Annotated in this window: 19 protein-coding genes and 1 tRNA gene; 12 read left to right on the top strand and 8 right to left on the bottom strand. The window is 72.1% G+C overall.

The annotated features are described in order from the left end of the window. Positions 1-19: 19 nt before the first annotated feature. A complete protein-coding gene (locus AF335_RS31915) occupies positions 20-1,357 on the bottom strand; it encodes an amino acid permease (RefSeq protein WP_228773416.1) in 1,338 nt (445 codons plus the stop codon). Between the two features lie 557 nt (positions 1,358-1,914). Here AF335_RS31915 and AF335_RS31910 point away from each other — a divergent pair. From AF335_RS31910 to AF335_RS31895, 4 genes are all read left to right on the top strand, one after another. Further along, complete coding sequence (locus AF335_RS31910; RefSeq protein ID WP_102921892.1) at positions 1,915-2,562, top strand: hypothetical protein; 648 nt, start codon at positions 1,915-1,917, stop codon at positions 2,560-2,562. Between the two features lie 64 nt (positions 2,563-2,626). Continuing rightward, positions 2,627-3,352: an iron-containing redox enzyme family protein gene (locus tag AF335_RS31905; protein WP_087928899.1), complete on the top strand. Its 726-nt coding sequence runs from the start codon at positions 2,627-2,629 to the stop codon at positions 3,350-3,352. A 120-nt stretch (positions 3,353-3,472) separates the two neighbouring features. Beyond that, a complete protein-coding gene (locus AF335_RS31900; protein WP_102921891.1) occupies positions 3,473-4,066 on the top strand; it encodes a DUF1326 domain-containing protein in 594 nt (197 codons plus the stop codon). Beyond that, positions 4,063-4,914, top strand: a complete 852-nt coding sequence (locus AF335_RS31895; RefSeq protein WP_146045654.1) for a DUF2182 domain-containing protein — start codon at positions 4,063-4,065, stop codon at positions 4,912-4,914. The genes AF335_RS31900 and AF335_RS31895 overlap by 4 nt, the downstream gene beginning before the upstream one ends. 52 nt (positions 4,915-4,966) lie before the next feature. On the opposite strand, the gene AF335_RS34970 is transcribed toward AF335_RS31895, so the two are convergent. Beyond that, on the bottom strand, positions 4,967-5,506 hold the full coding sequence (locus AF335_RS34970; protein ID WP_170127852.1) for a universal stress protein: 540 nt from the start codon (positions 5,504-5,506) through the stop codon (positions 4,967-4,969). A gap of 210 nt (positions 5,507-5,716) precedes the next feature. Between AF335_RS34970 and yczR the strand changes: the two genes are divergently transcribed. From yczR to AF335_RS31875, 3 genes are all read left to right on the top strand, one after another. Further along, the gene (gene yczR / locus AF335_RS31885; protein ID WP_102921889.1) at positions 5,717-7,186 is read left to right on the top strand and encodes a MocR-like transcription factor YczR; all 1,470 of its coding nucleotides are present in this window, start codon (positions 5,717-5,719) and stop codon (positions 7,184-7,186) included. Between the two features lie 186 nt (positions 7,187-7,372). After that, the gene (locus tag AF335_RS31880) at positions 7,373-8,650 is read left to right on the top strand and encodes a cysteine desulfurase (protein ID WP_244927219.1); all 1,278 of its coding nucleotides are present in this window, start codon (positions 7,373-7,375) and stop codon (positions 8,648-8,650) included. Positions 8,651-8,824: 174 nt separating this feature from the next. Beyond that, positions 8,825-9,394, top strand: coding sequence for a nitroreductase family protein (locus AF335_RS31875; RefSeq protein ID WP_102921941.1), 570 nt, complete (start codon positions 8,825-8,827; stop codon positions 9,392-9,394). 44 nt (positions 9,395-9,438) lie between these two features. Here AF335_RS31875 and AF335_RS31870 read toward each other — a convergent pair whose 3' ends face one another. The 5 genes from AF335_RS31870 to AF335_RS31850 form a co-directional block, all read right to left on the bottom strand. After that, the gene (locus tag AF335_RS31870; protein WP_170127851.1) at positions 9,439-10,725 is read right to left on the bottom strand and encodes an MFS transporter; all 1,287 of its coding nucleotides are present in this window, start codon (positions 10,723-10,725) and stop codon (positions 9,439-9,441) included. A gap of 95 nt (positions 10,726-10,820) precedes the next feature. Further along, positions 10,821-12,089, bottom strand: a complete 1,269-nt coding sequence (locus AF335_RS31865; RefSeq protein ID WP_102921886.1) for an amidohydrolase — start codon at positions 12,087-12,089, stop codon at positions 10,821-10,823. Positions 12,090-12,239: 150 nt separating this feature from the next. Further along, a complete protein-coding gene (locus AF335_RS31860) occupies positions 12,240-13,190 on the bottom strand; it encodes a DMT family transporter (RefSeq protein WP_228773414.1) in 951 nt (316 codons plus the stop codon). 337 nt (positions 13,191-13,527) lie between these two features. Further along, positions 13,528-14,850 (bottom strand): pyridoxal phosphate-dependent aminotransferase, encoded by a 1,323-nt coding sequence (locus AF335_RS31855; protein WP_102921885.1) that lies wholly within the window; start codon positions 14,848-14,850, stop codon positions 13,528-13,530. 345 nt (positions 14,851-15,195) lie between these two features. Continuing rightward, positions 15,196-16,617, bottom strand: a complete 1,422-nt coding sequence (locus AF335_RS31850; RefSeq protein WP_102921884.1) for an FAD-dependent oxidoreductase — start codon at positions 16,615-16,617, stop codon at positions 15,196-15,198. A 795-nt stretch (positions 16,618-17,412) separates the two neighbouring features. Between AF335_RS31850 and AF335_RS31845 the strand changes: the two genes are divergently transcribed. Next, complete coding sequence (locus AF335_RS31845) at positions 17,413-18,270, top strand: helix-turn-helix transcriptional regulator (protein ID WP_102921883.1); 858 nt, start codon at positions 17,413-17,415, stop codon at positions 18,268-18,270. A gap of 115 nt (positions 18,271-18,385) precedes the next feature. Here AF335_RS31845 and AF335_RS31840 read toward each other — a convergent pair. Further along, positions 18,386-18,462, bottom strand: a tRNA-Pro gene (locus AF335_RS31840). Positions 18,463-18,708: 246 nt separating this feature from the next. On the opposite strand from AF335_RS31840, the gene AF335_RS31835 reads away from it, so the two are divergent. The 4 genes from AF335_RS31835 to AF335_RS31820 all read left to right on the top strand — a co-directional run bounded on the left by AF335_RS31835 (position 18,709) and on the right by AF335_RS31820 (position 23,825). Then, positions 18,709-19,902, top strand: a complete 1,194-nt coding sequence (locus tag AF335_RS31835) for an argininosuccinate synthase (RefSeq protein WP_102921882.1) — start codon at positions 18,709-18,711, stop codon at positions 19,900-19,902. Between the two features lie 225 nt (positions 19,903-20,127). After that, the gene (gene argH / locus AF335_RS31830; protein ID WP_102921881.1) at positions 20,128-21,561 is read left to right on the top strand and encodes an argininosuccinate lyase; all 1,434 of its coding nucleotides are present in this window, start codon (positions 20,128-20,130) and stop codon (positions 21,559-21,561) included. A gap of 147 nt (positions 21,562-21,708) precedes the next feature. Beyond that, on the top strand, positions 21,709-22,275 hold the full coding sequence (locus tag AF335_RS31825) for a TetR/AcrR family transcriptional regulator (protein ID WP_102921880.1): 567 nt from the start codon (positions 21,709-21,711) through the stop codon (positions 22,273-22,275). Next, entirely contained in the window at positions 22,272-23,825 is a 1,554-nt protein-coding gene (locus AF335_RS31820) for an MFS transporter (protein ID WP_244927218.1), read from the top strand. Before AF335_RS31825 ends, AF335_RS31820 begins: the two co-directional genes overlap by 4 nt. The last annotated feature ends 156 nt before the right edge of the window (positions 23,826-23,981 follow it).

Below are 23,981 nucleotides of genomic sequence, written 5' to 3'. Positions count from 1 at the left end.
GCTCCCGGGCCGCGTGGGCTCACCGGCTCCCGTGCGCCCCGGCGGCGCGCCGGGCCCGGGCTTGGCGCTTCAGCAGCCCGTACCCGAGGCCCAGCAGGACGAGCCAGCCCGCGATGACGTACAGCGCCACCCGGCTGTCGGCCGAGGACGCGATGAGCACGGTCACGAACGCGAAGAAGGCCAGCGCCAGGTAGTTGGTGTACGGCGCGCCGGGCATCCGGTAGCCGGACGCCGCCACCCGGCCGGCGCTCACCGCCCGCCGGTAGCGGAGGTGGGTGACCAGGATGACGCTCCAGACGAGGATCGCGCCGCCGGTGGACACCGAGGTGATGTAGACGAACGCGTGCTCCGGGTCGACGGCGTTGATGCCCACGCCGATCGCCATCGTCACGGCGGAGACGCTCAGCGCGACGGCCGGGATGTTCCGGCTCGTCAGCCGTCCCAGGACCTTGGGGCCGTGGCCGTTGCGCCCCGCCGTGCGCAGCATACGGGCGGTGGCGTAGAGGCCGCCGGCGTTGCACGAGGACAGGGCGGAGGTGAGCACCACGAAGTTCACGATGCCCGCCGCGGCGGGGATGCCGATCTTCGAGAACGCGGCGACGAACGGGCTGACGCCGGGCTGGAATTCCTGCCAGCTGACCACGGAAAGGATGACGACCAGCGCGCCCAGGTAGAAGATGCCGAATCGCCAGGGCAGGCTCTTGATGGCCCGTGGAATGTTCTTCTCGGGATCCTTCGACTCACCGGCGGTAACCCCGACGAGCTCGACGCCGAGGTAGGCGAAGAGGACGATCTGCAGGGTCATCGTGGAATCCCATACGCCGTGCGGCGCGATTCCTCCGTCGGCCCAGAGGTGGGTGACGGAGGCGGTGTCACCGGCGGCGCTGAAGCCGATGGTGAGCACGCCGACGCCGACCAGGATCATTCCGACAATAGCGACGATCTTGATGAGGGCGAACCAGAACTCCAGCTCGCCGAAAACCTTTACGGAAATCAGGTTCAGGGCGAACAGCACCAGCAGTGAGATGAGTGCGGTCTTCCATTGGGCGAAGCCGGGCGCCCAATAATGGACATACTGTCCGGCGGCGGTGATCTCGGCCATTCCGGTGGTGACCCACATGATCCAGTAGGTCCAGGCCGTGGCATAGCCCCAGAACGGTCCGAGGAACTCGCGGGCGTATTCGGCGAAACTCCCGGAAACGGGCCGGTAGACCAGGAGTTCACCCAGCGCGCGCATCACGACGAAGAGCACGGCGCCGGCGACCGCATACCAGAGGATAAGGCTCGGGCCGGCCTGGGAGATGGCGGTTCCGGCGCCCAGGAACAGGCCGGTGCCGATGGTTCCGCCGATGGCCATCATCTGTATCTGGCGGGCGCCGAGCCCACGGTGGTAACCCTCCGCGGATTCCCCCTCGGCGACCTGCTGCGAGCCCTCCGGGGCGGCCTTCGCACCGGCTTGGACGGCATCCCCCGCAGAGGGATCGGAGACTTTTCCGATGTGCGCTTCCACAGTATTCGGTGACTTTCTGTGTCCGGAGGACGCCCTCGCCGGGCGGCCCTGACCCGCGGTCGGGGGCCCGGGGGCCGCCGGGCGGCCCCCGGGGCGCGGCCGTGGGACCGCGGATCCGGCCCGGTCGCCGCTGGGCCCGCTCGGCCCGGCCCGGTGGCCTCCCCCATCCTGGATCATGCCATCGATCCGCCGAGTTCGCGGGTGTGTGCATCAACCGGGCATGACCTGATGCGGACACCGCCCGCGCCCGCATCCGGGCAGGTGACCGGCCCTGGGCCGGACGTCTGCATCCGGGCATGCCCCATTCAGGGCCTTGGCTTTTTCTGGCCAGCGGCTATTGGCCGGGCCATGATGAGGAACTTAATGGGAGGGCTGCTCTTTCGCCGTTCGACTCGGGAGGATTCATGGAAGACCTCTACCGATTCTCACTAGCGCAGAACATAGAGGACCTCTCGGAGGCCCACGCCCTGCGTCTGCTCCGTTATGAACCCCGCTTCCCCGAGAGCGAGTTCTGGTGGCTTGACAAGGACCGTGATCTGCAAGGCAAAGTATTCCTGCTCCGTAAGGGCGACCGGGTCCGGGCGACCCTTCGCATCGTGCCGGTCACGGCTTGCACGACGGAGATCGAGGAGCTGGGCCTCCTGCCCGACGAGTTGAAGGGTGACTCGACGGTATGGGAACTCGGGCGATTGGTCTCCGCGCCCGGCCAGGGCCGGGATCTGCCCTATTCCCGGCTGCTGTTCGGCTGGGCCTCGCAATGGGCGCTGGCCAATCTGCCCATTCAGAAGGTCGTCTCCTACTGCCGGGGCGGAAAACTCTCCGGCTTCGAGGCGTCGGGGGCGAAGGTGGTGGCCGGACCGTATGAGATTCCGGAGCGCGGCGACGATTACTACACCATCGTCGCCGATGTGGCGGAGGTCGTGCAGCGGTTGTCCGGTTATGGATTCGGGCCGCTGCTCGAAGCCACGGCGGCGGGCAAGATGGATTTCTCGATGGAGGACCTCATCGGAGAGGCCCGGGTGCCGTCAGGTTCGGGGTCGGTCGGCCAGTAGCCCTTGTGGCCGGCGGCCGGCCGATCGGCAAGTGACATTCCAACAGGATCCAGGAGAGACGCATATGTCCGACACCGAGATCATCCGCCCGGAGCTGCGCGAGCAGGTCAACGCGAAGCTCGACGCCTACATCGGGCAGTTCTACAAGGAGGTGCCGTACGCCACGCACTTCCTCAGCGACGCCGAGGTCGACATGCCGTACTACAAGCGGCACACCATCGAGACGATCCTGCGCATCCGCCGCAAGCGCACCATCGACGCCCACGCCATCCGCTACTTCACCCTGCACGACCCGGTGGCGGCCAAGGAGTGGGCCGAGTACACCGATGACGAGATGCTGCACGACCGGCTCTTCCTCGCCGACCTGGCGCGGGTGGGCATCGAGCCGGAGGAGGTCTACTCCACCGACCCGTTCCTGGCCACCAAGCTGCTGAACGGCTACTTCCTCTACTGCCTGGAGTTCGAGGGCACCCCGCTGGCCGCCATAGCCAGCAGCTACTTCCTGGAGTACACGACCCGGAAGACCCAGCCGGACTGGCTGGACAACCTGGAGAAGACCCTCGGCAAGGACGAGGTCAAGGGCGCCCGTACGCACGTCAACTACGACATCGAGGAGGACCACACCGGCGATGTGTGGAACACCCTGATGACGCTGGTGAAGACGGACGCCGACGTGGAGCGGCTGCTCGGCCACTTCGCCCATCTGTACAAGCTCTTCACGATGTACTTCGTCGAGGCGTACGAGGCCACCCGCGCCAAGGAGGCCGAGCTGGCGGCCGCCACGGCCTGAGGCCCGCGGCCGGGGTGCCGCGGGTCCTCCCGCGGCACCCCGGCCGGCCTCGCCCGCCGGCGCACGGCCCGGCGCCGGCGGGCACCCCATGTCAGTCAACGACGTGAAAGGACTCGCACTATGGAGTGGTCGATCGAGGGCCGCCTGGCGGGCGCGTGCAACTGTGGCACGCCGTGCCCCTGCTGGTTCGCGGAGGCGCCGACCCATGGATCCTGCGACGCCATCGGCGTCGGCATCGTCGACAAAGGCCATTACGGCGACGTCGACCTGGCCGGCTGCAAGCTCGGCGTGGCCTACCGCACCGTCAAGCACGTCTGGGACGGCGGTCTGAAGGTCGCCGTGTACATCGGCGAGGAGACGCCCGAGGCGCAGAGCGAGGCCATGGAGCAGATCCTCACCGGCAAGGCCGGCGGACTGCTCGCCCTGCTGTTCACGCTGGTCGAGGACTTCAAGGGCGTGCGCAGGGTCCCCATCGAGCTCGACGACTCGGGGGACAAGCCGTACTTCCAGCTCGGCCGGGCCAGCACCGTCCCGGTCAAGCCGCTGCTGGGCCGCGACGGCGAGACGCCCATCGCGGTGCACAACGCGCTGATGTCCTTCGGCGGCGAGCGGCTGCTCGCCAAGACCGAGAGCCGGTTCGTCGACCCGGACCTCGGCTGGGACTGGCCCCTGGTGCACGCGGACTTCGGCCCGATGAAGATGGGGTCGGAGTGACCACTGCGCCTCAGATAGTCATGCGGCGCCTCACCCTCACCACCGCGGTGTGGGTGTGCGCCGTATCGGCCCTCGCGTGGTGGTGGATGTACCTGAGCGGGTCCGCCCACTCGGGCCACTCCGGCGGATCCTCCGGCATGGCGGACATGCCGGGGATGCCGGGGGGAGCGCACGGCGGCCACCACGGCGGCACCACCGCCGGCACCGTCTCCGCCACCGAGGCGGAGATGTTCCTCGCGATGTGGGCGGGCATGGTGATCGCCATGATGCTGCCCGTGGCCGTGCCCCTGGTCGCCGCCCACCGGTTCGTCACCCGCCCCAAGGGCCGGGCCGGAGCCGTCTCGACCTCGGTGTTCATCGGCGGCTATCTGCTGATCTGGGTGCTCTCCGGGCTGGTCCCGCTGCTGCTCCTGGCGGCCAAGCGCTGGCTGGTCCCGGTCTCCGAGGGCAGCCCCTGGTCGGTCGCCGGCGCGGGCGTCGTCATCACCGCCGCCGGCCTCTTCCAGTTCAGCGGCCTCAAGACGCGCTGCCTCACCGTCTGCCGCAGCCCGCTGTCGTTCGTCCTCACCCATGACTTCAAGGCCGGGTCGCTCGGCACCCTGCGGGCGGGCGTCCTCAACGGCCTGTACTGCCTCGGCTGCTGCTGGGCGCTGATGCTGGTCCAGGTCGCCGTGGGCCTGCACAACCTGCTCTGGATGGGCATCCTCACCCTGCTCTTCCTGGCCGAGCGCGCGCTGAAGGCCGGCAAGAGGATCGCCATGGCCACCGGTGGGGTGCTGGCCGGCCTCGGCGTGGTGCTCATGTGCGAGCCGCTGCTCCACACCCCGCTCGCCGGCCTCGTCGGCTGACCCCGGCCCCGGGCGGGGCACGGCCCGCACCGGGAACCCCGGCCGCGGGACGTCAGGCCGTCGTCCCGCGGGGACCGGCGTGCCGTGGTACGAAGTCCGTGGGGTCGGCCCGGCGCAGGGCGGCGCGGGCCGTCCACCAGGACACGGCGGGAGCGGGCACCGCCAGCACCGGGCACCGCGCCCTGGCCAGGACGTAGCGGCGGACCGGGCTCCACCGGAGGCGGCCCGCCAGGCCCTGGCCGCCCGCGCCGACGACCAGCAGGTCGCCCTCCCGGTCGGCGATGTCGCACAGGGCGAACCCGGGGGCGGAGCGCACCACTTCGAACTCGACGCGCACGTCCTCCGGCACCCCGCCGAGCGCCTCGTGGAAGGCCGTGTCCAGCCGGTCCGCCGCCCGGCCGGCCCATGCCTTCGCCAGCGGCGGGCACGGCGCCCGCCGGTACAGGGTCTCGCCCTCCGGCGGCGCCCAGGCGATCACCGCCACCAGCGTCCGGCCGTCGCGCCGGACCTCCTCGACCGCCCTGCGGAGCGCCGCCAGGCTGGCCAGCGACCCGCTCACCCCCACGATGACGCGTCCTGACGCGTGGGACACGGCTCTCCTTCCTCCTCGCACCCCAGGGAGCTGATGCACCGTCATCACGGCTGCCGCCCCGGCCACTTCCTCGTACGCCTGCCGCCACGGCCCCGTCCGCCGGGACCCTTGAGGCCCCCTGGCGGAGGGTTCGCCCTGGCCCTCCTTGCCACGTGAGCGAGTCTGTACATTCATTGGTCTGGAAAACACGACCAATTCAGAGGTAGTGGTATGCCTGACACGTACACTCCGCAGTCCGGAGGCAGGTCGATCGGGGCCCGGAGGCTGGGCGCACTGCTCTCTGACGTGACGATGGCCCGGCCCGTCTACCGCCATCTCGCCGCGGCCATCCGCGCCCTGATCCTCGACGGCCGGATCGCCCTCCATGTGAAGCTGCCCGCCGAGCGGGAGCTCGCCCCGACGCTGAGGATGAGCCGGGCCACCGTCACGGCCGCCTACGACCTGCTGCGCGAGAGCGGTTACGCCCTCAGCCGCCGGGGGTCCGGCACCTGGACGGCGGTGCCCGACGGCGGCGAGACCGCGGGCGTCAGCCGGCTCCTGCCCGCCCCGGACGCCTTCATCAACCTCACGGCCGCGGCCCTGGCGCTGCCCGAGGAGGTGCTCTCCGACGCCCTGGCCAAGGTCGCCCCCCGGCTGACGGAGCGGGCGCAGACGGCCGGTTACAACCCCTTCGGGCTCATCGAATTACGCGCCGCCGTCGCCCATCGCTACACCCGGCGGGGGCTGCCGACCCGCCCCGAGCAGATCATCATCACCTCCGGCGCCCAGCAGGCCCTGATGCTGACGATCGGGCTGCTCTGCGGCCCCGGCGACCGGGTCATGGTCGAGAACCCCTCCTACCCCAACGCCCTGGAGGCGGTCCGGCGGGCCCGGCTGCGGATGGCCCCGGTGCCCGTCACCGAGAGCGGCTGGGACCTGGAGATCATGGAGTCCACCCTGCGCCAGGTGGTACCCCGGCTGGCCTATCTCATCCCCGACTTCCAGAACCCCGTCGGCTGCCTCATGCCCCTCGCCCAGCGCGCCCGGATCGTCCGCGCCACCCGGAAGTCCGGCACCTGGCTGGTGATCGACGAGACCCTCGCCGACATCGCCCTGGACGTCCCCGTCCCCGCGCCCTTCGCCTCGCACGCGGCGCCCGGCGAGGGCGACCACGTGATCACGATCGGCTCCCTGAGCAAGACCCTCTGGGGCGGCATGCGCATCGGCTGGCTGCGGGCCGCGCCCCGGCTGATCAACGAACTCGCCGGGCTGCGGGTGACCGTGGACATGGCCGGCTCCGTCCTGGACCAGCTCCTCGCCGTCGCCCTGATGGAGTCCACCGGGGACTGGCTCGACACCCGCATCGCCCAGGTGCGCGCCCAGCGGGACGCGCTCGCCGGGGCGCTCGGCCGGCACGCCCCGCAGTGGGACTGGCGGCTGCCGGCCGGCGGGCTCTCGCTCTGGGTCGACCTGGGGCGGCCCGTGGCCTCCGCCCTGGCCGACCGGGCCCTCGGCCACGGCGTGCGCATCGAGAGCGGCGCCCGCTTCGGCGCCGACCCGGGGACCTTCGAGCACCGCCTGCGCATCCCTTACACCCTGCCCGCCGACACCCTGGACGAGGCGGTCCGCCGGCTCGCCGCCTCGCTCGACGAGGGCATGCCCCTGGAATCCTCGGTCGAGCGCCCGCACTGGGTGGTCTGAACCGCGGCCCACGGTACGGGACACGGAGCCGCCCGGAACAGGCTGTGGCCTGTTCCGGGCGGCCCCGGGGGCAACCCCCGGACGGCCCAATGCCGCTTCCCCCTACGATGGTTGGGAAAAGGCCCGCCGAAGGAAATGTGTCGGCGATATGTCAGCGGTATCAAGCGCCAAGGGAGACGATTCTCGGTGACGGCAAGCCTGGACAATGCGGCATTCGACCCCGAAGTCATCAAGAAGGACTTCCCCATCCTGGGCAGGCGCATCCGGGACGACGCACGGCTCGTCTATCTGGATTCCGCGGCCACCTCGCAGAAGCCCCTTCAGGTGCTCGACGCGGAGCGGGACTTCTACCTCCACCACAACGCCGCCGCGCACCGCGGCGCGCACCAGCTGGCCGAAGAGGCGACGGAGGGCTACGAATCGGCCCGCGAGACCGTCGCCGGATTCGTCGGGGCCCGGGCCGACGAGATCGTCTTCACCCGCAGCGCCACCGAGTCGATCAACCTCGTCGCCTACGCGATGAGCAACGCGGGCCGGGCGGGGGAGGAGTACGCCGATCTCCGCGTCGGCCCCGGCGACGAGATCCTGGTGACCGAGATGGAGCACCACGCCAACCTCGTGCCCTGGCAGCAGCTGGCCGCGCGGACCGGCGCCACCCTGCGCTGGGTGCCCCTCACCGACGACGGCCGCCTCGACGCCACCACCTTCGACGAGCTCATCGGCGAGCGCACCAGGCTCGTCGCCGTGACCCACCAGTCCAACGTGCTCGGAACCGTCAACCCCGTCCGGGCGATCGCCGACCGGGCCCACGCCGTGGGCGCCGTGGTGCTGGTCGACGGCGCCCAGTCGGTGGCCCACCAGCCGATCGACGTGGCCGAGCTGGGCGCCGACTTCTTCGCCTTCTCCGCCCACAAGATGCTGGGCCCCAACGGCATCGGCGTGCTGTGGGGACGCCGGGAGCTGCTGGAGCGGATGCCGCCCTTCCTCACCGGCGGCTCCATGATCGAAGAGGTCCGCATGGACCGCACCACCTTCCTCGCGCCGCCGCAGCGGTTCGAGGCCGGCGTGCCCATGGCCCCCCAGGCGGTCGGCCTCGCCGCCGCCGTCCGCTACCTCGAGGCGCTCGGCATGGAGCACGTCGAGGCGCACGAGAACGCCCTCACCCGGCTCGCCCTGGAAGCGCTCGGCGACATCGACGGCGTGACCGTCGTCGGCCCCCGGACGACCCGGGACCGGGGCGCCACGCTCGCCTTCACCGTCGACGGCATCCACCCGCACGACGTCGGCCAGGTCCTGGACGACCGGGGCGTCGCGGTCCGCGTCGGCCACCATTGCGCACGGCCCATCTGCGACCGCTACGGCATTCCGGCGACGGCCCGCGCCAGCTTCTATCTCTACAATTCGCAGGACGACGTGAAGGCCCTCGCCGAAGGAGTACGCGCGGCACAGCGCTACTTCCTGTGACGTTTTTCCGGCGCCCCCGGCGCCGCATCCGCCCCTCCCGTGTGGTCGGATCCGGTCATGACCGCTAAGGGGCGCCGCGCGTCCCTGTCCCGGTGCCATTTCCGCCCTCCACCATGGGCGCAGGAATTACCGAGCGCCCTGGTGGAAAACCGGGTGGAGAAGGTGCAGGGGAAGATGAACGTCGAACAGACCGTGCTCGCCCGGCGCAGCGCCACCCGCCTGACCGGCCCCGGGCCGGACGACCGTGAGCTGGCGGAGCTCGTCGAGCTGGCGATGACCGCGCCCGACCACGGGCGGCTCTCGCCCTGGCGGCTGGTCGTCCTCCGGGGCGACGAGCGGCGCCTGCTGGGCGAGGCGATGGCCGAGGCGGCCGGCGGCGAACCCGCCGACCGTGAGCGTACGGCCGCCAAACCCCTGCGGGCGCCCCTGCTGATCACCGTGGTGCTCTGCCCCCGGGACCACCCCAAGGTCCCCCGCTGGGAACAGCTGGCGGCCACCGTGTGCGCGGTCCAGACGCTGATCCTGCTGCTGCACGAGCGCGGCTGGGGCTCCGTCTGGCGGACCGGGGCCCTCACGGACGCCCCGCCGGTGCGGGGCGTGCTCGGCCTCGCCGACACCGAACAGTCGCTCGGCTGGCTGTACGTGGGGACCCCCGACGCCCGGCGCCCGGCCGCGCCCCGCCCGCCGGTGGACGCGCGGTCCAAGCTCTCGTCGCTCCTCGCCCCGGTGGGCCCCGGGGCGTGACCACCGGGCCGTGACCACGGGGCCCACCGGGGCGACGAGCCGGCTCAGCGGCCGGGCCGGGCCCCGCGGTCGCGCGCCAGCCGCGCGGCGCACACCACGGCCGGCACCAGGACCAGCGCCGGCAGCAGCGACACCCCCAGCAGGATGGCGGTCAGGGCGGCCCCCGGCTGCGTCGCCCGGTGCGCCGCGCTCGACGACACAAAGCCGGTGACCGCCAGCAGCCCGGAGAACAGGGCGGGCCCCGCACCGGCGCCGATCACCTCCGCGGCGGTCCACAGCCCGGTGAACGCGCCCCCGCGGCTGTGCCCCTCGCCCTGCTCCCGCGCGTCCTCGGCGATGACGTCGCTCAGCATGGCCACGGCGAAGGTCTGCATCCCCGCGTACCCGACCCCGCACACGGCGACGCAGCCGTAGACCAGGAGCCTCGGCACCACCGGGGAGGCCAGGAGCAGCGAGGAGCCCGCGACGAACAGGCAGATCGAGGCCAGCAGACCGCGCCCGGGGCCCAGCCGCCGCCCGGCCACGTGCCAGACCGGCGCCGTCAGCAGCAGCGGGAGGATCAGACAGCCGAACAGCGCCGTCGTCGCCTTGGCGTCGTGCAGCCGGTACGTGGCGAAGTACTGCGCGGACCCGAGCATGATCCCGGTCGCGAGCGTCTGCGCGAGGTGGACGCCGAGGAGCCGCCGGAAGGGCCGGGAGGCCCGTGCCACGGCCGCCTGCTGACGGAACGTCATCGACGTCGGCCGGGCCCGGGCACCCGTGCCGCGCGGCGCGTTGGACGCGGCCGCGAGCGTCCCGGTCAGCAGCACCAGCCCCAGGACCCCGCCCATCAGGGCGTAGCCCACGCGCTCGCTGCCCGCCGCGTGCACCAGCAGCGGGGCCGCCCCGCCGGCCAGCAGGATCGCCGTGCCGTAGCAGACGGTGCGCCACGTCGCGAGCCGGGTCCGGACCGCCGGGTCGTCCGCGAGCTCGGCGAGCACCGCCGTGTACGGCACCTGGAACGCCGCGTAGGCGGAGGCGCAGCAGAAGAAGGCCACCCCGACCCAGACCGCCGACGGCAGGCCCTTGGGCGTCGGCGCGGCGAACATCAGGACGAAGCCGGCCGACAGCGCGACGCCGCCGCCCGCCATCCACGGCAGCCGGGGGCCGAAGCGCCCGCGCGTGCGGTCGGAGCGGCGCCCCACCCACGGGTTGAGGAAGACGTCCCACGCCTTGGGCAGGAAGACCACGACCGAGGCCACCGCGGCCGGCACCGCCAGGGTGTCCGTGAGGTAGTAGAGGAGCAGCAGGCCCGGCACGGTGCCGAAGGTGCCGGTGGCGAAGGCCCCCACGGCGTAGCGCAGGGCCGGCGGTCCGCCGCCCGCCGGAGCGGGCGCGGCGGGCCGGGCGCGGGGCCGCTCCCGCGCCCGGCCCCGCCACCGCCCGGTCAGGCGCGGACACCGGGCTCCCGGGGCGCGAGGTAGGCCAGCGCCGCGGCGGTCATGGCCCGCACCCCCACGGAGAGGGTCGGCTGGACGACCGGGGCGTACTGCGGGGAGTGGTTCTGCGGGATGTCCTCGGCCAGCCGGTCGGCGAGGAACGCGGCCTCGAACTCCTTGGGGTCGTTCCCGCCGAAGAACCACAGCACCGACGGCACCCCGGCCTCCGTGCCGAGCACCCCGAAGTCCTCGCTCGCGGTGTTCGGGCCCAGCTCGACGACCGTGCCGGGGCCGAAGAGCGCGCCGTGCGCGGCGGCCACCCGCTCCGTGGCGGCCGGCTCGTTCACCGTGGCGGGCAGCTCGCAGCGCGAGACGATCTCGGGTTCGCGCGGTGCGCCCGCCGCGAGCGACTCGGCCTTCGCGAACCGCTCGATCGCGGCCATGACCTTCTCCCGGGCCGCGGGCGAGAACGTGCGGACGTTGATGCCGAGTTCCGCCTCGGCGGGGATGACCGCGGCCGCGGTGCCCGCGTGCAGCGATCCCACGGTGACGACCACGGAGTCCTGCGCGGCGGTCTCCCGGGAGACGATGGTCTGCAGCCGGGTCACCAGGTTGGCGGCCATGAGGACCGGGTCCACGGCCGACTCGGGCTTGGACCCGTGCCCGCCGCGCCCGAAGAGCCGCACGCTGAGGTTGTCGGTGGCGCCCATGGCGAGGCCCGGCACCTTGGCGAGCAGCCCGGCCGGGCCCGGACCGACGTGCTGGCCCAGCACCACCTCGGGCTTCGGGAACCGCTCGAACAGCCCGTCGGCCACCATGGCGCGGGCGCCCAGGCCGCTCTCCTCGGCGGGCTGGAAGACGGCGACGACCGTGCCCCGCCACTCCTCGCGCCGGGCCGCGAACAGCGCGCAGGCACCCAGCAGACAGGTGACGTGCACGTCGTGCCCGCAGGCGTGCATCACCGGGACCCGTACGCCCTGGTCGTCGAGGGCCGTGACCCGGCTGGCGTACGGCAGGCCGGTCTCCTCCCGCACCGGGAGGGCGTCCATGTCCGCGCGGAGCATCACCACCGGCCCGTCGCCGTTGCGCAGCACGCCCACGACCCCGGTGCCGCCGACCCCGGTCGTCACCTCCCAGCCCTGCCCCGTCAGCCGGCCGGCGACGACGGAGGCCGTGCGCTTCTCCTGGAAGGCGAGTTCGGGATGGGCGTGCAGGTCCTTGTACAGGTACTCCAGGTCCGGAAGCAGGCTGTCCAGATCATCGAAGATCGCAGGCATGGATCATCCCCCTACTGTCGACGGCATGGGTGGCACGGCGGTTCGCGGCGGCGTTCGACGGGTGGTGACACGGGCTGAGGGCCGGACGGGGGCGGGCCCTGCGGCAGGGCTGCGGCAGGGCCCGCGGGAGGAACGGGAACGGGTACGGGGTCAGGTGCGCTCGGCGCGCACCGGCGCCCGCTCGGGCGGCGCGGGGAGGGCGACGGCGGGCGCGGACAGCCGGGCCCACTGCGCCAGGCCCACGCACACGAGCACGAGCACCGCGGCGCCGAGCGTCCACGAGTCGATCGACTCGCCCAGCAGCCACGCGGCCCAGCCCACCGTCATCAGCGGCTGCAGGAGCTGCATCTGGCTGCCCCGGGTGACCCCGACCCGGGCCAGCCCCGGGTACCAGGCGCAGAAGCCCAGGAACATCGAGAAGAGCGACACATAGCCGAGGCCCGCCAGCGACTGCGCGCCGATGTCGTGCGGCGGCGACGCCACCACGGACACCACGGTGATCGGCAGGGTGAGCGGCAGCGACAGCACCAGGCCCCAGGAGATCACCTGCCAGCCCGGCATGGACTTCGACAGCTTCCCGCCCTCCGCGTAGCCGAGGCCGCCGGTGACGAGCGAACCGATCAGGAAGAGGTCCGCGAGGCCGAAGCCGCCGATCCCGTGCCGCAGCGAGAAGGCCACGATGACGGCCGCGCCGGCGGCCGAGGCCCACCAGAACAGCGCGCTCGGCCGCTCGTTGCCCAGCAGCCGGCCGCACGCGGCGGTGGCCAGCGGCAGCAGCCCGGTCACGACCGCGGCGTGCGCCGAGGTGACGTGCTCCAGGGCCAGCGCCGTGAAGATGGGGTAGCCCGCCACGACGCCCACGCCGACGAGGATCAGCGACGTCATGTGCCGGCGCTCGGGCAGCTTGACCCCCTTGACCAGGAGACAGACGCCCGCGATGGCGGCCGCGATGACGGCCCGTCCGATGCCGATGGTCCACGCGTTGAACGAGGGCAGGGCCTTCTGCGTCGCCGGGAACGTCAGCGAGAAGGCCAGCACCCCCAGTCCCGCGAGCACGAGCCCCATGCCGTTACTGGACTTGGATGTGGTGACGGGTTGCATGCATCTTCCTATCGCTCTCGCAGGGCTTGCCCTCAGCCCGGGTGATCGCCCCGCGCACCCATCATGGGAGGGAAGCCCGCACCGGCGGGGGCCGGGCCGGGGCCATGATCAGGGCGTGCCCGGTGTCGGCCAGAGCCATGGTCGGCGCTCCGCGACGGGCCACCTCCCCGGGCGGAGCGCCCCTCCCACGGCGGGGCCCCGCCGGCACCGGGGGTGTATGCCGGCGGGGTTCCCGCGGACCACGGTAGGCAGGTCGGACCGGCCGGAACCCTAGCCAATACGGGGGAGGTGGTCTGGTTTCGGCGGCGGCTTCCGGCCGGTCCGGCCCCCGGCGCCGTCAGTTCTGCCGGTAGGTGGCCAGGAACGAGCCGATCCGTGCCACCGCGTCCGTCAGCTCCTCGGCACCGGGCAGCGTGACCAGGCGGAAGTGGTCCGGTGTCGGGAGGTTGAAGCCCGTCCCCTGCACCACCAGGATCTGTTCCTGCCGGAGCAGGTCGAGCACGAACCGCCGGTCGTCGTCGATCCGGTGCACCGACCGGTCCAGCCGGGGGAACGCGTAGAGCGCGCCCTTGGGTTTGACGCAGCTGACGCCCGGGATGTCGCCGAGGGCCTGCCAGGCCGCGTCGCGCTGCGCGAGGAGCCGGCCGCCGGGCAGCACCAGGTCCTCGATCGACTGCCGGCCACCCAGCGCCGTGGCGATGGCGTGCTGCGCGGGCATGTTGGGGCACAGCCGCATGTTGGCCAGGATGGTCAGGCCCTCCAGGTACTCCTGGGCATGGGCCTTGGGACCGCTGACCGCCATCCAGCCGGCCCGGTAGCCGCACACCCGGTACGCCTTCGACAGCCCGTTGAACGTCAGGCACAGCAGGTCGGGCGCGAGGCTCGCGAGCGGTACGTGGGTGGCGCCGTCGTAGAGGATCTTGTCGTAGATCTCGTCGGCGCAGAGCACCAGTTGGTGCCGGGCCGCGACGGCGACGATCCCGCGCAGCAGCTCCTCGTCGTAGACCGCGCCGGTGGGGTTGTTCGGGTTGATCAGCACGATCGCCTTGGTGCGGTCGGTCACCTTGGCCTCGATGTCCGCGAGATCGGGGAACCAGTCGGCGCCCTCGTCGCAGCGGTAGTGCACCGGGCGCCCGCCCGACAGGCTGACGGAGGCGGTCCACAAGGGGTAGTCGGGCGCCGGGACGAGCACCTCGTCGCCGTCGTCCAGCAGCGCCTGCATGGACATCTGGATGAGCTCGGAGACCCCGTTGCCCAGATAGACGTCCTCGATGTCCAGCCCGCCGACGCCCCTGGTCTCGTAGTGCTGCACCACGGCGCGCCGGGCGGCGGGCAGGCCCTGCGCGTCTCCGTAGCCGTGCGCGGAGGCCAGGGCCTCCTGGATGTCCCGCACGATCTCGGGCGGCGCCTCGAAGCCGAAGGCCGCGGGGTTCCCGGTGTTCAGCTTCAGGATCCGCCTGCCCGCCCGCTCCAGCCGCATCGCCTCCTGGAGCACCGGGCCGCGGATGTCGTAGCAGACGTCGGCGAGCTTGGCGGACTGGCCGAGGCGGCGCAGGGGGCCGGGGCGGTGCCCGCCGGGCGGGGCGGCGGGCGCCGGTACCGGATCCGGTGCGACGTCCGGTACGACGGTGACGAGGCGGTTGGCGCTGTGCGTGCTCATACGGATGTGCTCCCACGAGGTGCGGTGGGGCGCCGGGGGGCGGCGCCGGCCTGACGAGTGCGCGAGGCTAGCCGAGAACGGGCTTGTGGCGAGCGGTATTTAGCCGCGGGCCGGGGTGGGCAGGGGTTTTTCCCCTACCCGCCCCTTCCCGAGACCGGGGGTCTCCCCCCGGCCCCCCGTCCGCGCTGCGCGCGGTGTCCTCAAACGCCGGACGGGCTGGATCTGCCGCGCGTCGACGGTCGGCTTCCGGCCCGGCTACGCGCCCCGCCGACGCCGACGCCGACGCCGACCTGACCCGGACGGGCTTGATCTCCCTGTTCGCCCACGGTCGGCTTCCGGCCCCGGTTACGGGGCCCCCGCCGACTCGATCAGCGCCTTCACCTTGCTCCGGCAGATCCCGCACCCCGTGGACGCCTTGGTCCGCCGCGCCACCGCGCCCACCGTCACCGCCCCCTGCGACCATGCCTCCAGGATCTTCTTCCGCGGCACGTTGTTGCAGTAGCAGACCGTGGCGTCGGGGTCGGGACCGGCCGCCTGCCCGGGCTCCCGGTCGCCGGGCCGGACCAGGGCGGGCCGTTCGGCCTCCGGGACGACGGACCCGGCGGCGAACAGCTCGACGATCCGGTCGGCCTCGGCCTCCGCGCCCCCCAGCAGCACCGCGCCCACGATCCGGCCGTCTCGCAGCGCGACCCGCCGGTACGCACCGCCGTCGCGGTCCGTGAACGTGAGGACCTCCGGGCCCTCGCCCGCCGGCCCGGCGGGCACGTTGGACTCGCCCACCACCGTCAGCTCGACCCCGTCGGCCTTGAGCCGGGTGGTCGCCGCCGGGGCCACGGCCGGGGTTTCGTCGAGAGGCCCGGCGATCGCGTCCGCCGCCACCCGGGCGTGCTCCCACGCCTCCGCGACCAGCCCGTGCAGCGCGCCGCCGCGCTCGGCGCAGTCGCCGATGGCGTAGACGGCCGGGTCCGCCGTCCGCATCCGCTCGTCGACGAGCACGCCCCTGCCGACCGGCAGCCCGGCGGCCTCGGCCACGGCGGTCTCGGGCTTGGCGCCGCACGACACGACCAGGAGGTCGCAGGGGACGGCCTCGCCGTCGTCGAGCTGCACCCCGGTCAGCCGCCCGGTGCCCACGGTCCTGGTCACGGCGCAGCCCGTCCGCACGGCCACGCCCAGCCGGGCCAGCCGCTCGATCAGCATCGACGACGCCTCGGCGTCCAGATGGCGCTCCATGACGGTGTCCACGGCGTGCAGCACCTCGACCTCCACGCCGCGCAGGGCGAGGGCGCGGGCGGTCTCCAGGCCGAGCAGCCCGCCGCCCAGCACCACGGCGCGGGAGCAGTCCCGGGCGAGCCGCAGAATGCGCCGGCAGTCGTCCAGCGTGTGGAACACCGCGATTCCCGGGGCCAGGACCCCGTCGTCCGAAATCAGTCCCTTCACCGGGGGCAGCCTCGGAGTGCTTCCGGTCGCCAGCACCAGCACGTCGTAACCATAGGTCCGGCCGTCGTCGGCGGACACCGTCGCGCGTTCCCGGTCGATACGCAGGGCGCGCACCGCGGGACGAATCTCCGCGGCGTTCCGTTCGTCGGCGAGGCCCAGCTCGCTCTCGTCCGTCGTACCGGCGAGCACATCCGTCAGCAGAATGCGGTTGTAAGGCTCCTGGGGTTCTTCCCCGAGAATGGTGACGGAAAGTTCCGGATCCCTTCGGGAGAGTTCGCTCGCGAGCCGGGCGCCGGCCATTCCGTGTCCGATGACGAGAACTCGTTCCATGAATTACGTCCCCTCGGGTCCGCCGATGAATCAGGTGCCTCGTTTATTTCGGTTGCGGCATGGCCCTCATCATGGACCAGGCGCAGCTCGGGGAGATCTCCGCACGGTGGCCTGATCCGGCTATGTCCGGTAGCGGAGGTGCGGGGCCGGGCGAAAGGAAAGGGCCGGAGTGGTGATAGGTTGCGGGTGTGCATTGAGCGCCGGAGCAAGGCTCCGGCAGGTACTTCCAGGGGCCGGGGAATATTGCCCGGCCGCATCCGTGCGGCGCCCCCGAATGAATGCCGGGCTATTCATCGGTGAAGTGCGCGCCCGGTGGCGGTCGCTGTGCGTATTGGTCAAACACCGCAGACGTATCAAACCGATACATTTATCCGACATCGGATATGGCGGCTCTCTCATATTTTTTCGAGAAATGCAGAGCAATGGGTGGGTCGGCTTTGGCCCACAATTATCCCTTGCCTTCCAGGTGGCGATCATCTAACTTGTTGATCAATCGATCCCTGGAGATTGGATTGGGGACCTCTCTTCATGACTGAAAAAAACGGTTCGGCCGGGGATCAATGCGGAGACCGGCAGCGTGCCCGGGCCCTCTACGAACTCGCCCTGGAGGACATTTCCTGGCATCCGGAGACCGCTCTCAAGAGGTTTAAATGGACGAAGGCGACGCTATGGAAAACCGCCGGAAATCTTGAGGAGATCGGTCTGTTCTCGCGGAGTCCCGAGACACCGAGCGGCTGGTTGGCATTACCCCCGCAGGCCGCCGCGGGCAATCTCCTGGACACCGCGCGGAGCCGAATGCTCGATTTTTACGAGGACATGACCCGGACCGGCGTGGTCATGACCGATGTGCTCACCCAGTTCAAGACGATCTACATGCGGCAGCTGGAGGACAACCGGCTGAAGGTCCTGGAGAAGCAGTCGGAGATTCTGGCGACGCTCGAAAGGGAGCTGCTGGGCGCCCACTCCGAGGTGCTGCTGCAGGGCTCGGGCCACCTCTACACCGAGGCCCTGGCGCCGGTCTGCCATTCCCTGCTGCGGCGCGGCGTCGCGGTCCGCGTCGTCGTCCGCTCCTCCACGGCCACGCTGCCCCAGCCGGCGGCGAAACTCCGCGACCTCGCGGCGGCCGGCGCGGAGGCCCGTATCTCCCCGACGCTGCCCATCAGCTTCGCGCTCGTCGACGACTCCATGGCGATGTTCTACGCGCCCCCGAGCCGGCTGACGGAGGACGACGCCGCCGGCCCGCGGATGGTCGTGGCCCACAGCCCCCTGGTCAACGAGGTCCTCCGGCCCGTCTTCGACCACTACTGGAACCACTCGGCCTCCGTGGTGTTCCAGGGGCAGAAGGCGGCCGGACGGCGGGGGAGCGGCGAGCCCGTGCCGGAGGAGAGCGAGCGGTCGGCGGCGGGCGCGGCCGCCCCCGCCGTCAGCCCCGCCGGGAGGCCGCGCGACAAGCGGCAGCTCGCCCTGCTGCGGATGCTCGCCAGCGGGCTCACCGATCAGACGATCTCCCGGCACCTCGGCATGCACGAGCGGACCGTGCGCCGCAAGGTCGCCGAGCTGGCGGCCAGCCTGCACGCCGCGAGCCGCTTCCAGGCCGGGGTCAACGCGGCGAAGGCCGGCTGGCTGGACGAGGACCTGGACGCCGCGGGCTGAGCGGGGCGCCGGCCCGGCGCCCGCGCGTGGCGAGCACCGGCCGCGCGTGCTGCCCGAAAACACGGAAGGCCGTTCTCGCATCTCTGCGAAAACGGCCTCCGACCTGCGAAAACGCTGGTCGGGACGGCGGGATTTGAACCCACGACCCCTTGACCCCCAGTCAAGTGCGCTACCAAGCTGCGCCACGTCCCGGTGCCCGCTTCCTTCCGGGTTTCCCCGGTCGGGCGTGCAAGAAGAAAATAACCTGTTTGGCGCCGTGATCCAAATCCGTGCCCCGGTCGGCTCCTCCCCGGTGCCGCCGGGCCCCGTCCGCCCCTCCTCCGCCGCCGGTGCGCGGCTCCCGCGCCCGTCACGGAACCTCTCCGTCACCTCATTGACGAAACATACGGTGGAGTGCATACTTATGCCCATCAGCGTATGCACCGTAAGGAGAAACCCGTGACCGAGCGCGTCGTACTCGCCTACTCAGGCGGCCTGGACACCTCCGTCGCCATCGGCTGGATCGCCGAGGAGACGGGCGCCGAGGTCATCGCCGTCGCCGTGGATGTCGGCCAGGGCGGCGAGGACCTGGACGTCATCCGCAAGCGCGCGCTCGCCTGCGGTGCGGTGGAGGCGGAGGTCGCCGACGCCAAGGACGAGTTCGCCGAGGAGTACTGCCTCCCGGCGATCAAGGCCAACGCCCTCTACATGGACCGTTACCCCCTGGTCTCGGCCCTCTCGCGGCCGACGATCGTCAAGCACCTGGTCGCCGCCGCCAGGAAGCACGGCGCCACCACGGTCGCCCACGGCTGCACCGGCAAGGGCAACGACCAGGTCCGGTTCGAGGCGGGTATCTCCTCCCTCGCCCCGGAGCTCACCTGCATCGCCCCGGTCCGGGACTACGCCATGACCCGGGACAAGGCCATCGCCTTCTGCGAGGCCAAGAGCCTGCCGATCGCGACCACCAAGAAGTCCCCGTACTCCATCGACCAGAACGTCTTCGGGCGGGCCGTGGAGACGGGCTTCCTGGAGGACATCTGGAACGCCCCGATCGAGGACGTCTACGACTACACCGCGAACCCGGCCACCCCCCGGGAGGCCGACGAGGTCGTCATCACCTTCGAGCAGGGCGTCCCGGTCGCCATCGACGGCGAGTCCGTCACGGTGCTCCAGGCCATCCAGCAGCTCAACGACCGGGCCGGGGCCCAGGGCGTCGGCCGGCTGGACATGGTCGAGGACCGGCTGGTCGGCATCAAGTCCCGGGAGATCTACGAGGCGCCCGGCGCGATCGCGCTGATCACCGCCCACCAGGAGCTGGAAGCCGTCACCGTCGAGCGCGAGCTGGCCCGCTACAAGCGGCAGGTCGAGCAGCGGTGGACCGAGCTGGTCTACGACGGCCTGTGGTTCTCCCCGCTCAAGCGGGCGCTGGACGGCTTTATCGCCGAGGCCAACGAGCACGTCACCGGCGACATCCGGATGACGCTGCACGGCGGCCGGGCCGTCGTCACGGGCCGGAAGTCCGAGAAGTCGCTCTACGACTTCAACCTCGCCACCTACGACACCGGCGACACCTTCGACCAGTCCATGTCGAAGGGGTTCATCGAGATCTTCGGCCTGTCCTCGAAGATCGCCGCCAAGCGCGACCTGGCCTGACCGGCCTGAGCGCTCCGCGCAAAGTCCGGTGCACCGTCTTCGGGTGCGTCGTGGCCGGTCGCGCAGTTCCCCGCGCCCCTTCGGGCGCTGCCGAACCGCACCGGACTTCGCCGAGCCCGCTCAGCCGCCACCGCACCCGCCCGGGCCGCCCGCACGGCCGGGCGGGCGCGGCGGCACCCCGCCCACGGCTGCCGGCCGCCCCCACCACCCACGAGGAGCACGCAAGTGAGCAACGGCACCACCGACGACGTCCGGCTCTGGGGCGGCCGTTTCGCCGACGGCCCCGCCGAGGCGCTGGCCAGGCTCTCCGCCTCCGTCCACTTCGACTGGCGGCTCGCCCCGTACGACATCGCCGGTTCCCGCGCCCACGCCCGCGTCCTGCACAAGGCCGGGCTGCTCACCGCGGACGAGCTCCGGCGCATGACGGACGGCCTCGGGCTGCTGGAGGCCGACGTCGCGTCCGGTGCCTTCACCGGCACCGTCGCCGACGAGGACGTCCACACCGCCCTGGAGCGCGGGCTGCTGGAGCGGCTCGGCCCCGACCTCGGCGGCAAGCTGCGCGCCGGCCGGTCCCGCAACGACCAGGTCGCCACGCTCTTCCGGATGTACCTGCGGGACCACGCCCGGATCATCGGCGGGCTGCTCGCCGAGCTCCAGGAGGCCCTGGTCGGGCTGGCCGAGGCGCACGCGGACGTGGCCATGCCGGGCCGTACGCACCTCCAGCACGCCCAGCCGGTGCTCTTCGCCCACCACGTCCTCGCCCATGTCCAGGCGCTCGGCCGGGACGCGGAGCGGCTGCGGCAGTGGGACGACCGCACGGCCGTCTCGCCCTACGGCTCCGGGGCCCTCGCCGGTTCCTCCCTCGGCCTGGACCCGGAGGCGGTCGCCGCCGACCTGGGGTTCGAGCGCGGTTCGGTGGGCAATTCCATCGACGGGACGGCCTCCCGGGACTTCGTCGCCGAGTTCGCCTTCATCACGGCGATGATCGGCGTCGACCTCTCCCGGATCGCCGAGGAGGTCATCATCTGGAACACGAAGGAGTTCTCCTTCGTCACCCTCCACGACGCCTTCTCCACCGGCTCCTCGATCATGCCGCAGAAGAAGAACCCGGACATCGCCGAGCTGGCACGGGGCAAGTCCGGGCGGCTGATCGGCAATCTGACGGGCCTGCTGGCCACCCTCAAGGCGCTGCCGCTCGCCTACAACCGGGACCTCCAGGAGGACAAGGAGCCGGTCTTCGACTCCTGCGACCAGCTGGAGATCCTGCTGCCCGCCTTCACCGGGATGATGGCGACCCTCACGGTCAACCGCGCCCGGATGGAGGAACTGGCCCCCGCCGGTTTCTCGCTCGCCACGGACATCGCGGAATGGCTGGTCAGGCAGGGCGTGCCGTTCCGTGTGGCGCACGAGGTCGCGGGGGAGTGCGTCAAGGAGTGCGAGGCGCGCGGCATCGAGCTCGACCAGCTCACGGACGAGCAGTTCGCGGCCATCTCGCCGCATCTGACGCCCGAGGTCCGGGGCGTCCTCGACGTACCGGGCTCGCTCGCCTCCCGCAACGGCCGGGGCGGTACGGCGCCCTCGGCGGTCACGGTCCAGCTGGGCGAGGTCAAGGCCGACCTGGCGGTCCAGCGGGAGTGGGCGGACGCCGGGCGCGGCTGACCCCGGCCGGTGGACCGCCGGGGCCTCCGCACGGCCCCCCGGGGCGCCGGGGCGACAGCACCGTCCCGGCCGGGAGAGCCCCCATCCGAATGAGACGTCGACAGCCCGGATGAGACATCAAAGTCTCATTCGGGTTATCGTCGTCTCATGAGTGTTGACCGAGACCATGTGCTGAGGGAGGCCGCCGCCCTGCTCACCCGTAGAGCGACGGCCTCCATGGACGAGATCGCCAAGGCCGCCGGGATCGGTCGCGCCACCCTCCACCGCCACTTCGCGGGCCGTGACGCGCTGGTCCGCGCCCTGGAGGACCTGGGCATCCGGAAGTTCGGGGAGGCCCTGGACGCCGCCCGGATCGAGGAGGGCGACGCGGCCGGCGCGGTGCGCCGCCTGATCGACGAGGCCGAGCCCGTCGCCGGCATGCTCGCCTTCCTCTTCACCGAGAACCAGCTCTACGAGAACGGCGCCAACGAGGGCTGGAACCGCCTCGACGCCCGCGTCCATGAGCTCTTCCGCCGGGGGCAGGAGGAGGGGGCCTTCCGGCTCGACCTCACCCCCGCATGGCTCACCGAGGCCCTCTACGGCCTGATCGGCACCGGGGCCTGGGCCGTCCAGGACCGGCGCGTGGCCGCCAAGGACATGCCCCGGATGGTCGCCGAGCTGCTGCTCGGCGGCGCCGGGCGAAGGACCGACGCCGAGCGGAGGATGAAACGGTGACCGGAACCACCGGCGGCCCGCGGCCCGTGGCGGCCCCCGCCGAGACACCCCGCCCCGGGCGCTGGCTCGCCCTCGCCGTCCTCGTCCTGGCCGTCCTCCTCGTCGCCGTCGACGCGACCGTCCTCGGCCTCGCCACGCCCTTCCTCAGCGAGGACCTGCGCCCCTCCGGCACCCAGCTGCTGTGGATCGGCGACGTCTACTCCTTCGTCATCGCCGGCCTCCTGGTCTCCATGGGCAGCCTGGGCGACCGGATCGGCCGCAAGAAGCTCCTGCTCTGCGGCGCGGTCGCGTTCGGCGCGGTGTCCGTGCTCAACGCCTACGCCACCAGCCCCGAGATGATGATCGCCGCCCGGGCCCTGCTCGGCGTGGCGGGCGCGACCCTGATGCCGTCCACCCTCGCGCTCATCCGCAACCTCTTCCACGACCCCAAGGAGCGCAGCCTCGCCATCGGCATCTGGGGCGCCATGGCCTCCGCCGGCGCGGCCGTCGGCCCGGTCGTGGGCGGCGTCCTGCTGCAGAACTTCTGGTGGGGATCGGTCTTCCTGATCAACCTGCCGGTGATGGCCGTCCTCGTGCTCGTGGGCATCAAGCTGCTGCCCGAGTCCCGCGACCCCGCGCCCGGCCCCTGGGACGTGCCCAGCGTGCTGCTGTCGATGGTCGGCATCGTGGCGATCGTCTACGCCATCAAGGAGGCCGCCGCCTACGGCTTCCGCTGGCACTTCCTGCTGGCGGGCGTGCTCGGCGTGCTGGCCCTGACCTGGTTCGTACGGCGCCAGCTCACGCTGCCCAAGCCGCTGCTGGACATGCGGCTCTTCCACCACCGGGGCTTCTCCGGGGCGGTGCTGGCCGACCTGCTGACCGTGCTCGGCCTGTCCGGGCTGGTCTTCTTCCTGTCCCAGTTCCTCCAGCTGGTCCAGGGCCGCGACCCGCTGGAGGCGGGCCTCGCCGAGCTGCCCGCCGCCGTCGGCGCCGTGACGGCGGGTCTGCTCGCCGGGCAGGCGGCGCGCCGCTGGTCGGTGCGGTCGGTGGTGGCCGGCGGGCTGGGGGCGATCGGCGTCGCGCTCGCGGTGCTCGTCCTCCTCCACGCGGACACCGCCTACCCGGTCCTCGGCGCGGCCCTGCTGCTCGTCGGGGTCGGCGCGGGCTTCTCCTTCACCGTCACCGCCGATGTGATCCTCTCCAGCGTGCCCAAGGAGCAGGCGGGCTCCGCCTCGGCGGTCTCGGAGACGGCGTACGAGCTCGGCGCGGCACTCGGCATCGCGCTCCTGGGCTCGATCGTCACCGGTGTCTACCGCGACTTCGGCACCCCCGCCGGGGTGCCCGCGAAGGCCGCCGCGGAGGCCCACGACTCCCTCGGCGGGGCGGTCGAGGCGGCTGCCGGGCTGCCGGGCGAGACGGGCCGGGCGCTGCTCACCTCGGCGCAGGACGCCTTCGTCGAGGGTCTGCGGATCGCGGCCGGGGCCGGTGCGCTGGTGCTGCTGGGCACGGCCGTCGCGGCCTGGTTCCTGCTGCGCGGCCAGAAGCTCGAAGAGGGTGCCGCCGAGCATTGACGAGCGCTGACGGGCACTGACGAGCACCGCCGAGCACTGAGCAAGTCAAAGCTCAAACGAGCAGCAAATCTCATCACGGGCCGGGGCGGCAAGCCCCGGCCCGTGTGACATACGCCGGAAACGTATTCCCTTGACGTGATCCTTATGTGCGCGCAA

Origin of the sequence: Streptomyces eurocidicus (assembly GCF_002891295.1) — a bacterium.
In the GTDB taxonomy this organism is placed as follows: Bacteria; Actinomycetota; Actinomycetes; order Streptomycetales; family Streptomycetaceae; genus Streptomyces; species Streptomyces eurocidicus.
This window is presented reverse-complemented; position numbering and strand designations above follow the sequence as displayed.

Excerpts from the sequence above, each read along its gene's own strand:
- AF335_RS31910 (WP_102921892.1), top strand. The coding sequence starts at position 1,915 with ATGGAAGACCTCTACCGATTCTCACTAGCGCAGAACATAGAGGACCTC.
- AF335_RS31860 (WP_228773414.1), bottom strand. The coding sequence starts at position 13,190 with ATGCAACCCGTCACCACATCCAAGTCCAGTAACGGCATGGGGCTCGTG.
- AF335_RS31865 (WP_102921886.1), bottom strand. The coding sequence starts at position 12,089 with ATGCCTGCGATCTTCGATGATCTGGACAGCCTGCTTCCGGACCTGGAG.
- AF335_RS31875 (WP_102921941.1), top strand. The coding sequence starts at position 8,825 with ATGAACGTCGAACAGACCGTGCTCGCCCGGCGCAGCGCCACCCGCCTG.
- AF335_RS31850 (WP_102921884.1), bottom strand. The coding sequence starts at position 16,617 with ATGGAACGAGTTCTCGTCATCGGACACGGAATGGCCGGCGCCCGGCTC.
- AF335_RS31900 (WP_102921891.1), top strand. The coding sequence starts at position 3,473 with ATGGAGTGGTCGATCGAGGGCCGCCTGGCGGGCGCGTGCAACTGTGGC.
- AF335_RS31855 (WP_102921885.1), bottom strand. The coding sequence starts at position 14,850 with ATGAGCACGCACAGCGCCAACCGCCTCGTCACCGTCGTACCGGACGTC.
- AF335_RS31825 (WP_102921880.1), top strand. The coding sequence starts at position 21,709 with ATGAGTGTTGACCGAGACCATGTGCTGAGGGAGGCCGCCGCCCTGCTC.
- AF335_RS31905 (WP_087928899.1), top strand. The coding sequence starts at position 2,627 with ATGTCCGACACCGAGATCATCCGCCCGGAGCTGCGCGAGCAGGTCAAC.
- AF335_RS31845 (WP_102921883.1), top strand. The coding sequence starts at position 17,413 with ATGCTCGATTTTTACGAGGACATGACCCGGACCGGCGTGGTCATGACC.
- yczR (WP_102921889.1), top strand. The coding sequence starts at position 5,717 with ATGCCTGACACGTACACTCCGCAGTCCGGAGGCAGGTCGATCGGGGCC.
- AF335_RS31915 (WP_228773416.1), bottom strand. The coding sequence starts at position 1,357 with ATGGCCATCGGCGGAACCATCGGCACCGGCCTGTTCCTGGGCGCCGGA.